The organism is Vibrio fluminensis (assembly GCF_015278125.1).
In the GTDB taxonomy this organism is placed as follows: Bacteria; Pseudomonadota; Gammaproteobacteria; order Enterobacterales; family Vibrionaceae; genus Vibrio; species Vibrio fluminensis.
In genome coordinates this window covers 1-13806 of sequence record NZ_JADILO010000055.1, presented here as the reverse complement: position 1 = coordinate 13806, position 13806 = coordinate 1, and the positions used below count along the sequence as shown (strand labels likewise).

Genomic DNA, 13806 nt, shown 5'->3' with positions numbered 1-13806 from the left:
AACCAAGTTTTACCATTTGCTTCCTTCAGATTTCACCTCACGGTGAACACCCTTGCATAGGCTAACGGTTCTCGCTCGACTGAGCCCGTAGAGGACTTTCACCTCCTAGATCAACGCCATGCTCGGCGCACGCCAAAGAAAAAGCGAGCATCTGCTCGCTTTTTCAATACTTGTTATGTGTAAGCAATCAAAACATGGTTAGTGCCAGCTTAGCCAGGTTATAGGCATCAACATAACCTGAATGTTGGCGCCCTTCCCACTCAATATTCTTTGCTTCTTGCGCCGCTTTATGACCAATGCGCTTTTCTTTAAGCCGATTTTGAATTCGGTATAAAGTAGCCAGATTGACATACTCATTAAAAGGCATTTCTAGTCCTTTATCAGCGCACTCTTTGGCTAAAACTAAATCATCACGCCCCCAAGCGGCATAGATCTTATTCGAGCCACCGAAGTTCTTGATCATCGACTTAAGCACGTCTGCCAATGGGCGGCCTTGCTTCTCGATTTTACGCGGCGTGATGCCAGTCAGTTCTGCACAAAATAGCGAGACTTCGTCATGCTCTGGTTTTACATAGTATTGGGCGCGTTTAACAATTTCACCTTTAACCAGATCGATCTCTGCTAAGCCAATTTCGATGATTTCACCTGTGGTGCCAACACCATTTTCGTTCCAGCAACACATTTCTAGATCGAAACAAACTATACGGTTGTGATTCATAACTCGCCCGGTAGGTTGTAACTAAAGGGCGAAATTTTACCGCAAAGCGTTAGCCAACCCAAGCCTAACCGCAACACAATCATGACTGTTCGTCGACTTCTTGGGCAATAGTGACACGATTTCGCCCAGCTTCCTTGCTCAAATACAACTGCGCGTCAGCAAGTTGCATGATTTGCTCAGCTCCCTCACTTTTACGAATGACAGCGCCAATACTCAAAGTGCAAGTAACAGCGTGCTCACCAATCTGAGTGGTATGGTCGCACATTGCCTGTCGAATCCCTTCCAAATATCGGCTCAACTCATCAACATTGACGACCGTACTAATAATACAAAACTCATCACCACCAAGACGCATGAGATGATCGTCAGGATGCAAATAGCGCTTTACCGTATTTGCCACATGCGAGAGCACTTGGTCTCCCCCAGGGTGACCATAGTTATCATTAATACTTTTGAACTTGTCGATATCAAAACCGACAAGAGTAAAAGGTCTTTCTTCATCAATCGCCTGAGCAATTAACTCGTTGAAAGCTCGTCGATTATAAAGACCTGTGAGCGCATCATGATTGACCATAAATCTTAGCTCTTCAGTACGCTCTTCTAACAATGACTCCAAATGCGACTGCGCTCGTACTTGCAGGAACATGATGTAACTAAGTAGCAGAGCAATAACAAAGCCACCCACGGTAATCGCCGCCAAAATCAGTTGGTCGTTAACGGTAATATCTTCCGCTAAGCGAAAACTCACTGACCATTCACGATTAGGCAGTTGGATAATCGTGTTAATTTCATAGCCTGAGGACTGCTGCCAGTTTTTACTTTCAAACAACACAGGATCATCTTCAGCGTCAAACCCTAAGTCTACAACTCTAACGTCGAGCTCTGCTTTAGTGGCTGTCCTTGTCATCAATGCATCGAAATAATGCGAGGTACGAATGACACCAATCACTACACCAATCAGTTTTTGGTCATTAGTTCGATCAAATACCGGATGATAAACCAAGATACCGTCTTTCTTTGTGGCTTTATTATGCCCATCTTGAAGCAAACGAACCTTATCCGACACACTTACCTGATGATGCGTACGCATATTGTCGAGAATCAATTGGAAGCGCATTCTCGCGTCATAGAAACCCAATACCTTTTGATTGACTGGGTTGACCGGGTAGATATCACGAGCCACAAAAATCGGCTCTCCAGATGGCATGACATAGCCATAAGTCAGCGATTTGTCTTTTGGAACGGTATAAAGTTCAAAATTGGGAATGTCTTGACGGGCTTGCAGCAAAAATTGAGGAATATCTTGCTTCTCTACTTTTTGCATCCATTGCAAGGTGACGAGCGTATTTGAGGAAGCAATTACTTCACCGGCAAAGGTTTGAAACTGTCCCCATTGAGAACGATCGACTGAATAAAAAAAGTTGGCACCAGTGCCAATTTGATCCAAATCGTTTCCAATGAATTCTTTAAGTATTTCAGTTTGTCTTTCTACTAAATTTTCGAAAATACGTTTTCCATAACTTAGCTGCATTTGGTACGAGTATACCGCTACAAAAAAAGTCACGAGCATCGCGACTAAAAATACCATGGCGCTATAAAGCCACTTTTTGTCTAATTTCATTTTATTTAGTTAATCGTTTACTTCCCAGCCGTATAGTACTCCTAGCACTTTGGTACTAAAACACCCGTTACACAGATTTCAACCAAATTTGTTAATTGAACGGCGTTTTATCATCGAATGAGAAAACACTTTGCTTAAAAAAAAATCAACCAGTGCCGTCTATACTGTTTCTTATGCGTTTTGTGCGAGATTCTGCACTTGAATGTGTTACCATCCACCCCAATTTACTTATGATTACGGGCTATTAGCCCAAGTTTTGTGCAAGCAGAACTTGAACTCTAACCTATTAAAGAGAATTGTCATGACGTTCGATTTACAAATGATTCCTCAAACGTTCGATATGTTGCACGCAGGTCTTGCGGCATCAAGTGTTCTATTACTTCTTGTGGCGGTTTCACGCAAATCCAAGGTGATTGAAAAAGTAGTCGAAAAACCGGTTGAGAAAATCGTTGAGGTTGAAAAACCAGTCGAAAAGATCGTTGAAGTTGAAAAGATTGTTGAAGTAGAAAAAGTGATTGAGAAAGTTGTTGAAGTTGAATCTAAACTGGCAACAGCAAACACAGATTCAGCGATGCAACTACTTTCTATCATGCAACAAGAAGCGCGCTTAATTGACTTCCTGAAAGAAGACCTAACGTCATTCTCTGATGACGAAGTTGGCGCTGCGGCTCGCGTTATCCACACTGGCGGTCAAAAAGTACTGGCTGACTACGTAACGCTTGAGCACATTCGTAACGAAGAAGAAGAAACTCGCATTACAGTGGAAGAAGGCTTCAACCCACAACAAATTCGCCTAACAGGCAATGTGACGGGTCAAGCTCCGTTTAGCGGTACGCTAGTACACAAAGGTTGGAAAGCGACTGATATGAAGCTGCCAAAACTGGCTGAAAACTACGACGCTTCTGTAATTGCACCAGCTGAGGTAGAGCTGTAATGGAACACCAACAAGCAACAACTGAATCTGTAGCAACTGAACAGACTCATCCAACATATAGCGTTGGTATCGACTTAGGTACCACGCACTGCGTAATGTCTTTCCTAGACACACGCAACGAAGACGCACAAGTTGAAGTGATGGCCATCCCTCAACTCACCGCGCCAGGTACTGTGGAAACTCGCAGCCAACTAGGCTCGTTCCTATACCAACCACACGAACATGAGATGGACGCATCATCTCGCGTACTACCTTGGTCAACCGAACCAAAAGCACTGGTTGGTGCAATTGCACGTAACCTAGGTTCTAAAACGCCAATTCGTTTAATCGCAAGTGCTAAATCATGGCTTTGCCATGGTGGTGTCAACCGCCGTGATGCTTTCCTTCCTGCGGGCAGCCCAGAAGAAGTAGAAAAAGTATCGCCACTACGTGCAACTGAGCTATACCTAGAGCATCTAACTGCTGCATGGAATCACGCTAATCCAAATGATCCGCTGCAAGAGCAAGATGTGACTATCACTGTCCCTGCATCATTTGACCCAGCAGCACGTGACTTAACCGCAGAAGCGGCGCGTAATGTTGGTCTTGTGCACATTACTCTGCTAGAAGAGCCACAAGCGGCACTTTACAACTGGATCGACAACAGTGGCGACAAATGGCGCGAACAAGTTGTCGTAGGTGACATTGTACTTGTGGTCGATATCGGTGGTGGTACCACTGACCTTTCTTTGGTTGAAGTAACTGAAGAAGAAGGCAATCTAACGCTTAACCGTATTGCAGTAGGTGAACACATCCTACTGGGCGGTGACAACATGGATCTCGCTCTGGCTTACCGCCTAAAAATGAAACTGGCGCAAGAAGGCAAAGAGCTACAACCATGGCAAGTTCAAGCGATGACTCACGCGTGTCGCGATGCAAAAGAAGCACTGCTTAACGATGCAGAATTGCAATCAGTGCCAATCGTAGTACCAAGCCGTGGTTCAAAACTGCTGGGCGCAACGCTGAAAACTGAGCTAACCCAGCAAGAAGTACAACAGACTCTGGTTGATGGCTTCTTCCCGAAAGTAGCGATCACTGAGCACCCGGTACAACGTAACCGCGGCGCATTAACACAAATGGGTCTGCCATACGCACAAGACGCTGGCATTACTCGTCATATTGCAGCTTTCCTATCTAAGCAAGCTAATGCATTGTCTGTTTCAGGAAATGGCGACGCTGCACCAGCGCAAGAGTACAACCCATTTGCTGGCATGCCAGGCATGGGTGGTGAAGCGCCATCAGCGGACTTTATCAAACCAACGGCGATTCTATTCAACGGTGGTGTGCTTAAGTCAACGCTGCTATCAAATCGCTTAGAAGAGACGATTGGCGAGTGGCTGATTGACGCAGACGCAGAACTGCCAAAACGCCTAACCGGCACTGACTTAGATCTTGCTGTAGCAAGCGGTGCGTCATACTACGGCTCTGTACGTCGTGGACAAGGTGTTCGTATTCGCGGTGGTATCGCATCAAGCTACTACGTGGGTATTGAAAGCGCGATGCCAGCGATTCCAGGCATGGCTCCACCAATGGAAGCGTTGTGTGTGGCGCCATTTGGCATGGAAGAAGGCTCAAGTGTTGATGTACCAAGCCAAGAGTTTGGTCTTATCATCGGTCAACCGGTTAACTTCCAATTCTTCGGTTCAACAGTACGCCGTGATGACCTAGCAGGTACTCACCTTGATTACTGGGCGCCAGAAGAGCTTGAAGAGCTACCTGAGATTCAGGTGACGCTGCCAGTATCCGAAGGTCGCCGTGAAGGTGAAGTGGTTCCAGTAACCCTAGCCTCTCGCGTAACCGAGCTTGGCACGCTATACCTTGAAGCGATTGCCGCAGACAACGGTCAAAAATGGCACGTTGAGTTTGACGTCCGCGAAGACGCGAAAAACGACGCAAGCGAAGAACAATAAAAGACAATCTAACGGCATCCAATCGGGTGCCGTTTTTTGAATACACGAAGGTTTGTAATGGCATCTCCTCGTTTTCTCGTTGGTATTGACCTTGGTACCACCAATACTGTGGTGGCTTACTGTGAAATTACTGACGACCTACAACAATCCGAAGTCTCCCTATTTGCAATCGACCAGCTGATTGGCGCGGGTGAAGTAGTGCGCAAGCCGCTCCTCCCCTCTTTTCGCTACCATCCAGCGGTTGGTCAAATCTCGCCAAGCGATCTCACCTTGCCGTGGCAAAACCAGCCAGTTTCCGGTGACATTGAACATGTGATCATTGGTGAGTGGGCACGTGAGCTGGGCGCCAAAGTCGAAGGTCGCCAAGTTTCCAGCGCGAAAAGCTGGCTATCACACCAAGCGGTTGACCGCAGCTCTGACATTTTGCCTTGGGCAGGCGCTGGCGATGTTGAAAAAGTCTCGCCGGTAGTCGCCAGTGCCAGCTACTTAAATCACATCCGCCAAGCGTGGAACTACCGTAACCCAAGCAACAAACTTGAAGATCAAGATGTGGTTGTGACAGTGCCAGCCTCATTTGATGAGACTGCACGTAAACTCACCTTGGAAGCAGCGGCGCTGGCAGGTTTAAATAAAATCGTCTTGCTTGAAGAGCCGCAGGCTGTTTGTTACGACTGGTACGCTCGCCACCAGCAAACCGCTGCCGATGAACTGAAACAACTGCCGCTGATTTTGGTGTGCGACGTGGGTGGTGGTACCACCGACTTAAGTTTGATTGAAGCCAGTTTTGCTGCCGATAATGGCGATGAGCTTGCACTGAACCGCATTGGCGTGGGCGAACACCTAATGCTTGGTGGTGATAACCTCGACTTAGCTCTGGCTCATCTTGCAGAAAGTCGCTTCAATCAAAACAAAAAACTAAACGCTGCCAGCCTCACGAAGCTGATTCAGCAAACCCGCAAAGCAAAAGAAAACCTGCTTTCAGCTAATGCGCCAGAGCAAGTGAAAATCACTATGCTTGGTAGCGGCTCTAAGCTGCTTGGCGGTACTAAAAGTATCGATTTGAACAAAGCCGAAGTGCACCAAATCGCACTGGATGGCTTCTTCCCTATCAGCGATTTTGCTGAACTGCCAGATAAACGCCGCAGCGCGGTGGTTGAGTTTGGTTTACCTTATGTTGCCGACCCTGCGGTCAGTAAGCATGTGGCAGAGTTCTTAACCCAACATCAGCAAGTGTCTCGCGCTGCACTCGGCATTGAAGATGAAAAACAAACCGCGATTCCAGTCGGCTTGCTACTTAACGGTGGTGTGTTCAATAGTGAACTCATTACCGATCGCGTCACTACTTTACTAGAAAACTGGCGCGGCGGTGACATCACTGTACTGGATAACCCCCACCCAGATTGGTCGGTGGCACTCGGTGCGGTCGCCTTTGGTAAAGCTCGCCGTGGTGCGCAGCTTAAAATCGGTGGCGGCGCGGCGCGCTCTTACTTCTTGCATCTGCAAGAGAAAAACAAGCTTGGTAAAGCGCTCTGTTTACTGGCTAAAGGCACTGAAGAAGGTCATGAGATCCGCTTAAGTGGTCGCCGTTTCTCGCTAACACTTGGCGAGCCAGTACGCTTTAATTTGCTGACTTCGACTCACGATACGCTTAGCAATCAGACCGCAATCCAAAACGGTGTGATGGTTAACGTCGATCCAGACCTATTCCAGCCACTGCCACCTTATATTTCGACTTTGGACAGCGAGGGAGTGGAACTGCACGCCAACCAAAAAGAGCGCGTTGAAGTCCTGCTTGCTTGCCAGCTTACCGAAGTGGGCACCTTGAAGATGGAGTGCGTTTCAACTCAGGACGAAAGCAAACGCTGGGCGCTGGAATTTGAAGTACGCAACCAACAAGCTGCTGAGGAAGAACAGAATCTGCACCCGCGTTTAAGCGAGTGTAAAGAGCTGATTAGCCGTATCTACAGCGCCAATAAAAAGAGCGCTGAAAACAACGAAATCAAGACGCTGGCTAAAGATCTGGAAAAACGCCTTGGTCAGCGTGATGAATGGGACTTCACTACATTACGCCAACTGTTTGATGCTTTTGCCACAGGTCGTAAGCGTCGTCGCCGCTCTGAACAACATGAGAAAAACTGGCTACGACTGGCTGGTTTCTCGCTACGCCCGGGCTTTGGTGATGCCACCGATGGCTGGCGCATCGAACAGGTATGGAGCCTATACCAACAAGGTATCCAATTTAAAAACCATCAAGGTTGGACAGACTGGTGGGTGTTCTGGCGCCGCATTGCCGGCGGCTTAAATCAAGAGCAGCAAGAAACCATCTTGGCAGATATTGCCAAATATCTGCACCCTGGCGCGATGAAAAACCCACAATCTGCCAAAACGGCGCAAGATATGGGGTATGAGTCCATGGTACGTCTATCAGCCTCCTTAGAGCAGTTGGATGTGGAAGATAAAGTACTGCTCAGCAGTTGGTTCTTAAGCAAAGCCATCAACCACAATCAGTTCCAACAAGCGCACTGGTGGGCGTTGGGCCGCCTGGCGTCGCGCACGCCACTTTATGGCAGCCAACACAATGTGGTGAGCCGTGAGCAAGCGGAACAATGGCTACCTAAGATCCTCGAGCAAAACTGGCAGAAAGAGCCTATGATTGCCTTCGCGGCGGTCATGATTTGTCGTAAAACGGGCGATCGTCTGTTCGATATTTCTGATGACTACCGCCAGCAAGTATTGGCAAAGCTTAAACAGAGTAAAGTACCGGAATCATGGCTAGAGTTGGTTGCGGAAGTCAAAGAGCTGTCTGCAACTGAGTCAAAACGTGTCTTTGGTGATGCCCTGCCAAGTGGCTTAACCTTAGTCAATCATTAATCAAACCTAAGTCACCTGTTTGACATGTTTGTAAACTAGGTGGCTTTTGTTTATCCATCAGTTAGAATAAACCCAGATTGGATAAAGGTAGTGCATTGATGCAGAAAACAAATCGACAGTTACTGATCGCTCTGTTTAGCGCGTTTTGCTTGTTATGGCTAAGCGCAATCAATGCCGTACAGGCGAGCACTACACTACCCAACCACCAGCCGATGAGCGAGCCAAACCTCACCGTTACCGAAGTCACGCAAGTTTGCCCTGAGCAAGAAAGTTCATCACCGCACACCTCTCATCATGCCAAAGTAGAGCATCAAAGCTGCTCCTCATTTTGCGTGATGAAAATGCCCTTTGAGCCGAGCCATCATGCGCTGCAAATCGCGCCTTGTGCCATCGCGCTTATTGGACAAGAGCAAATCGCCAAAGCGATCAGCCGCGTTCAAACCCTGTTTCGCCCTCCGATTCACTTAGCCCTAATCGACTCCTTTCATGCTTAACGCATGCGCATTAAATCAAGTTAACTATTAGGAACTAAATCATGAAGACAATTTTTGCACTATTCGCCTCGCTCGCGGTTGCTTTTTCTGTACAAGCGACAACTTTCACCGAAGGTGATTACTATACGGTTATCGATCAACCAAAAGCAGACCAGCCGACCGTCACTGAGTACTTCTCTTTCTACTGCCCGCACTGCTATCAGTTCGAATCAATCGTAAAAAACCTCAAGCCAGCACTGGCTGACGATGTAACGTTTGAAAAAGTGCACGTTGGTTTTATGGGCGGTCCGATGGCTGAGCCTATGGTGAAAGCCTACGCGACTATGGTGCAGCTACAAGTCGAAGACACTATGGTTCCAAAGATGTTTGAGCAAATCCATATTCTACGCAAAGCACCACAAAACGAAGAGCAACTGCGTGAAGTGTTCACTAAAAACGGTGTTAGTGCCAGCGCGTTTGACCTTGCTTACAACAGCAAAGCAGTCGAAATGAAGCTAGATGAATACAACGAGCGCTTCAAAGACAGCACGCTACGCGGTGTGCCGGCTGTAGTGGTTAACAACAAATACATTGTGGTGGCAAACAAAGTTAAAAGCTTTGACGAGTACAACCAGTTAGTCAATTACCTACTGACACTGTAATAACCACTCAACTATCTAAGCCAGAGCATTGCTCTGGCTTTTACTTTGACGGAAATGATTTATGAATTTAGAACACTTTGACGCCATCTATCAACGAGCAGCTGAGCGTAAAGGTGGCGAAGCGCAACTCGAAGCAATGCTCAGTACCCCACTAACAAAAGAAGCACTGGCGGCTATCCCAGATGACCGTTGGCTATCCGCATTCTCAATGAAAGTGTTCCAAAGTGGCATGAGTTGGAAAGTGGTTCGCAATAAATGGTCGAACTTTGAAGAGCTATTTTTTGGCTTTAAAATCGGACCACTGTTAATGTTATCTGATGAACAGTGGGAAGCGAAATCGACCGATAAACGCATTATTCGCCACCATAGTAAAGTGATGTCTATCGCCGCTAATGCGCAGATGATTTATGAAGCGGGTATCGCTCATGGCTCGTTCGCTAACATGGTCGCCAATTGGTCTAGTGACGATATCACTGGACTGTGGCTCTATCTGAAAAAGCATGGACAACGTTTAGGCGGTAATACGGGTCCTTACTCACTGCGCCAAATGGGTGTGGATACCTTTATTCTCTCTGGTGATGTAGAAGCCTACTTACGCAGCTACAAAATTATCGAAGGCGGTAAAGACACCAAACGCTCACTTGCTCAGTGTAATCAAGCCTTTGCTCATTGGCAGCAACAAAGCGGTCGAAGTCTCACCCATATCAGCCAAATCATTGCATTTAGCTGCGGTGATAATCGCCTGTAATTCGGAGCTCCATCGCGCCTCTTTGCACTTCTTTACACTAGAAGAGCAAAAGGCATGATGAATGTTCAGATTCCATTCATTATTCCCAGTTAAAATCGCCTTATCAAAACCTGTTAATCTCTATTATGCGTAAATTACTGGCTTTACTTCTTCCACTGGTCACTGTGGCATGTTCTTCCAATCAAACTCACCCGCTTTATACACCATCAAACATAGATCTGGTCACGAGTTATGATTCCTTTGACTCTTACGTTGAGCAAACTAAACAACAGCTACTCGCTAATCGCTACTTTCTGACTCAAGACAAGCAGGCAGAATTACAAGCGAATCTACCCGCGGAATTAAAACCAAGTGATGCGAACAAAAACAACAAAGGTATCTTGCTAATACACGGGTTGGGAGATTCACCCTACTCGTTTGTCGATATCGCTGAGTCATTACGTGAGCAAGGCTTTCTAGTCCGTACGGTTTTACTGCCGGGGCATGGTTCACGACCGGCTGATATGCTGGATGTCGATTATCAGCAATGGAATCAGTTAGTTGAAAAGCAGGTTGCGCTACTCAAACAAGACGTTGATGAGGTTTACTTAGGTGGTTTTTCTACTGGCGGGAACTTAGCTTATTCCTATGCCGCGCAAGATAACGATATCGCAGGTCTGATGCTATTCTCACCGGGCTTTGTCTCCAACGAACCTTTGGCGTTTGCAACTCCATGGATCTCTTGGATCAAACCATGGCTAATTGAAGTTGAACCGGGCAACGTGACCAACTACACCCGTTACTTTATGGTGCCAACCAATGGTTTCGCTCAATATTACAACACCAGTAAACAGGTGACGGATAAACTAGAAGAGCAACCCTATGACAAGCCTGTCTTTATGGTGCTGACTCAACACGATAGTGTGCTCGATACCCGCGCAATCAAGCAGCTGTTCGATTCTCAGTTCACTAACCCGAATAACAAACTAATTTGGTTTGGTGACCAAATCTCGGCGGTTGAAGGCAAAACTCGTTACATCAACAGTTACAACAAAAATCTGCGTATTAGTAATATGTCGCACATGGGGATCCTCTACTCACCTGATAACCCTTACTACGGTATCAATGGCAGTGAACGAATTTGCCGCAATGGGTCGAATATGACGGCTGACGATATCAAGCGTTGTAATGCCGGAGAAGAAGTATGGTATAGCGCATGGGATGGCAAAGCGAACAAACATATTCACGCAAGGCTCACCTTTAACCCATGGTATGGCGTAATGATGGATGACTTAAAAGCGACCTTTAAGCTCGGCAAATCAGCTCAAGCTCAGTAACGTCGCATAAATAGCAAAAGGACGGGCACTGCCCGTCTTTCTCAGTTTATTACTCGTAATCAGAAGCGTAAGTCTCTTCATAAGTGTGCGAGTAAAGTTCAAATAGGTTACCAAACGGGTCTTCCATGTAGATCATTTGCGCTGGTTTGCTGTCGTCTTCTGGGTGGTAGCGCATGATATCCATACGCGCTTTACCGCCAAATTCTTCAACACGTTTGATCACGCCGTCAAAATCATCTGTTTGCAGACAGAAATGGAAAATACCTAAGCGAGAGAAGTCGACTTCATGGCGCTCTTGACGCTCTTTCATTTCAAACAACTCAACACCGATACCGTCTGTCGTCACAAGGTGAGCAATGTTAAAGCCTTTAAAGCCCTCACCAAATACCGCGATACACATGCGACCAATCGCACTTTCACGCTCTTCGATAACTTTGGTGTTACCCATTACGATGCGCAAGCCGAGAGCTTTAGTGTAAAACTCAACCGCTTTGTCCATCTCGCCGACCATAATACCTACGTGATTCATTTTCATAATGTGCTCCAATCTGTCTAATTTGTTGCCGATGTTGTTTCGATGAGGAGAGTATAGGGAGACAGGGCGATTACGTGAAATTATGGTTTATTATACAAATAATAACTTATTGTTATTATAATTAAAGATTGAGAAGGAGTGTCGTGTATGAATCACTCTTCTCCTTGTAGGGACACACGCCAATAGCTAACCTGCTTTGAAGTCGATAAGAGATCGAGATGTATGTCCCTATAAACTCTACCTATAAACTGCAGTTTAAGAATTCAGAGCCGTGAATCTTTACAAGGACAGACACCTTAACAGAGCATCTTGTCGAGACACTCGCCATCATAGTAAGGACATACACCTTAAAGAAAGCCAACATATCGAAAGCTTGTGCTAATCAGAATTAGTCGTAGTTTGGCAAAGTCTGCAGCTAAGAGGAAAATGATCGTAGCAATTTGGATTTGCTCATGAGAATTCGTTAGTGAGGGAACAAAGAAAAAACAACGAATGCCGATTTTCGGTGTTCAAAGTCTTTGTTTAATTTTGAAAAGTTGCAGTTGTTACTTATCCATCTAAACGAAATAGATGTATTCGTTTCTTATTTAGCGTGTACTTAGCTCTCTCGATATGATTTGCACACCCAACTGCCGAAATACGGTATTTTTCGAGTTTAGAACAAGCTTTTAGCCAAGTTATTTGGTTAACATTCAGTCGCTCTAGGATTGGTGGCATCGCCGAACTTAAAGAAGCTTTATCATTGCGATACTGGCGCGCAGTCCAATCTACCAACTCAATATAATCTATCAACCGAAATGGTAGACCGTCTAACATTTCGTTGGTTGGATTACCGATAAACGGATATAAGCATGGCGCAGTTTCTTGTCGGTTGTTGAGAGCCTCTAATCTAGCTTGAATCGAAGTAAATTCGGATGTTTCTGGGGTATCTGCAAGACCCGCTCTTAAAGGGTTTAAATCTACATATGCCATTGCTGCAGCCAATGCTTGCTCATCCAATAATGCTTGGCTTTTAAAGCGACTTTCCCAAAAGTGCCCTCGACATTCATCTTCACGATTTGCTTTACAGGAGATGTCAAAGTTCAATTCCTTCATGAACCAACTGAGATTCCATAACCGCTCTCGCCATAATTCAACTAACGTGAGGCACACTTCGATTTCAGCATTACAAGTTAATTCTCCTGCTAACCAACGTACTATTAAGCTAGGAAGTATATGATCTTTCTGCCAGCGCTCAACCACCTCTCGATCGGATAAGTTTAGTGCTTTATCTCGGTTAATATGCAAGACGAGATGGTAGTGATTACTCATGATCGCGTAGGCACAGATATCTATGCAATACACCTGAGATAGAGCATACATTTTCTGCTCAATCCACTCACGCCTATGCTCATAACTTTGCTCAGTGACAGGGTCGGTTCCACATAGATAACTACGCCTAACGCAACGGGAAACACAATGATAGTAAGGCGTTGCTTCCACAGAAACCTGATGTTTTCTGGCCGTCGTCATACTCATTTCCAAATAGCAGTAGGTAAACTTAGGCTAAAACACTCAAAAATCGCATCAACTCTAAATATCACAAACTATCGAACCCGTAACAGCAATCCATACTTTGTTTACTTTGTAGTGACTGTCCTTAATTGCTTCTGTTCTTATCTTTGTAGTGACTGTCCTTAATTGCTTCTGTTCTTATTGCTGGCCCTTATTACTGACTGCTGTTATTGCTGGGTTATTGATCTTACGGCTTGCTTGTTTATTAAGACGTGGTTATTGAGGTGTGTGTCCTTGTAAAGTAGAAGTGTATGTCCTCATAACAAAATGCACCTAAACCAACCGTTTTTTGAAATCGAGTAGGAGGAGGCCTCACGGCCTCCGTCCTCTCACACCACCGTACAAGCGTGGGTCGCATACGGCGGTTCCGAATATACTTTTAGTGACTCATACCCATTTCGCAACGAGTACAGACCCAACTCCTC

General features: G+C 45.9%; 11 protein-coding genes and 1 pseudogene. 7 read left to right on the top strand and 5 right to left on the bottom strand.

Annotated elements, in window-relative coordinates:
- Nucleotides 1-187 precede the first annotated feature (187 nt).
- Nucleotides 188-718 carry a 3'-5' exonuclease gene (locus IRQ95_RS21595; RefSeq protein WP_194439821.1) on the bottom strand — a complete coding sequence of 177 codons (531 nt, stop codon included), beginning with the start codon at nt 716-718 and terminating at the stop codon, nt 188-190.
- A 79-nt stretch (nt 719-797) separates the two neighbouring features.
- Nucleotides 798-2339 carry a sensor domain-containing diguanylate cyclase gene (locus IRQ95_RS21590; protein ID WP_194439820.1) on the bottom strand — a complete coding sequence of 514 codons (1542 nt, stop codon included), beginning with the start codon at nt 2337-2339 and terminating at the stop codon, nt 798-800.
- A gap of 301 nt (nt 2340-2640) precedes the next feature.
- Between IRQ95_RS21590 and IRQ95_RS21585 the strand changes: the two genes are divergently transcribed.
- From IRQ95_RS21585 to IRQ95_RS21555, 7 genes are all read left to right on the top strand, one after another.
- Entirely contained in the window at nt 2641-3273 is a 633-nt protein-coding gene (locus tag IRQ95_RS21585) for a DUF2760 domain-containing protein (RefSeq protein ID WP_194439819.1), read from the top strand.
- Nucleotides 3273-5222 (top strand): Hsp70 family protein, encoded by a 1950-nt coding sequence (locus IRQ95_RS21580; protein WP_194439818.1) that lies wholly within the window; start codon nt 3273-3275, stop codon nt 5220-5222. The genes IRQ95_RS21585 and IRQ95_RS21580 overlap by 1 nt, the downstream gene beginning before the upstream one ends.
- A gap of 57 nt (nt 5223-5279) precedes the next feature.
- Nucleotides 5280-8093, top strand: coding sequence for an Hsp70 family protein (locus tag IRQ95_RS21575; protein WP_194439817.1), 2814 nt, complete (start codon nt 5280-5282; stop codon nt 8091-8093).
- Nucleotides 8094-8191: 98 nt separating this feature from the next.
- The gene (locus IRQ95_RS21570; RefSeq protein WP_194439816.1) at nt 8192-8587 is read left to right on the top strand and encodes a hypothetical protein; all 396 of its coding nucleotides are present in this window, start codon (nt 8192-8194) and stop codon (nt 8585-8587) included.
- A gap of 41 nt (nt 8588-8628) precedes the next feature.
- Nucleotides 8629-9228: a thiol:disulfide interchange protein DsbA/DsbL gene (locus tag IRQ95_RS21565; protein WP_194439815.1), complete on the top strand. Its 600-nt coding sequence runs from the start codon at nt 8629-8631 to the stop codon at nt 9226-9228.
- Between the two features lie 61 nt (nt 9229-9289).
- On the top strand, nt 9290-9976 hold the full coding sequence (locus IRQ95_RS21560; protein WP_194439814.1) for a DNA-3-methyladenine glycosylase I: 687 nt from the start codon (nt 9290-9292) through the stop codon (nt 9974-9976).
- Between the two features lie 125 nt (nt 9977-10101).
- Nucleotides 10102-11292: an alpha/beta hydrolase gene (locus IRQ95_RS21555; RefSeq protein WP_194439813.1), complete on the top strand. Its 1191-nt coding sequence runs from the start codon at nt 10102-10104 to the stop codon at nt 11290-11292.
- Between the two features lie 49 nt (nt 11293-11341).
- Here IRQ95_RS21555 and IRQ95_RS21550 read toward each other — a convergent pair whose 3' ends face one another.
- From IRQ95_RS21550 to IRQ95_RS22420, 3 genes and pseudogenes are all read right to left on the bottom strand, one after another.
- Nucleotides 11342-11827 (bottom strand): VOC family protein, encoded by a 486-nt coding sequence (locus IRQ95_RS21550; protein ID WP_194439812.1) that lies wholly within the window; start codon nt 11825-11827, stop codon nt 11342-11344.
- Between the two features lie 549 nt (nt 11828-12376).
- A complete protein-coding gene (locus IRQ95_RS21545; protein WP_194439810.1) occupies nt 12377-13339 on the bottom strand; it encodes a transposase in 963 nt (320 codons plus the stop codon).
- A gap of 371 nt (nt 13340-13710) precedes the next feature.
- A pseudogene (locus IRQ95_RS22420) lies at nt 13711-13806 on the bottom strand (group II intron maturase-specific domain-containing protein); the annotation flags it as partial.

What these genes read in the sequence shown, in the direction of transcription:
- IRQ95_RS21580 (WP_194439818.1), top strand. Translation starts at nt 3,273, where the DNA reads ATGGAACACCAACAAGCAACAACTGAATCTGTAGCAACTGAACAGACT.
- IRQ95_RS21570 (WP_194439816.1), top strand. Translation starts at nt 8,192, where the DNA reads ATGCAGAAAACAAATCGACAGTTACTGATCGCTCTGTTTAGCGCGTTT.
- IRQ95_RS21560 (WP_194439814.1), top strand. Translation starts at nt 9,290, where the DNA reads ATGAATTTAGAACACTTTGACGCCATCTATCAACGAGCAGCTGAGCGT.
- IRQ95_RS21550 (WP_194439812.1), bottom strand. Translation starts at nt 11,827, where the DNA reads ATGAAAATGAATCACGTAGGTATTATGGTCGGCGAGATGGACAAAGCG.
- IRQ95_RS21555 (WP_194439813.1), top strand. Translation starts at nt 10,102, where the DNA reads ATGCGTAAATTACTGGCTTTACTTCTTCCACTGGTCACTGTGGCATGT.
- IRQ95_RS21595 (WP_194439821.1), bottom strand. Translation starts at nt 718, where the DNA reads ATGAATCACAACCGTATAGTTTGTTTCGATCTAGAAATGTGTTGCTGG.
- IRQ95_RS21590 (WP_194439820.1), bottom strand. Translation starts at nt 2,339, where the DNA reads ATGAAATTAGACAAAAAGTGGCTTTATAGCGCCATGGTATTTTTAGTC.
- IRQ95_RS21575 (WP_194439817.1), top strand. Translation starts at nt 5,280, where the DNA reads ATGGCATCTCCTCGTTTTCTCGTTGGTATTGACCTTGGTACCACCAAT.
- IRQ95_RS21545 (WP_194439810.1), bottom strand. Translation starts at nt 13,339, where the DNA reads ATGACGACGGCCAGAAAACATCAGGTTTCTGTGGAAGCAACGCCTTAC.
- IRQ95_RS21585 (WP_194439819.1), top strand. Translation starts at nt 2,641, where the DNA reads ATGACGTTCGATTTACAAATGATTCCTCAAACGTTCGATATGTTGCAC.
- IRQ95_RS21565 (WP_194439815.1), top strand. Translation starts at nt 8,629, where the DNA reads ATGAAGACAATTTTTGCACTATTCGCCTCGCTCGCGGTTGCTTTTTCT.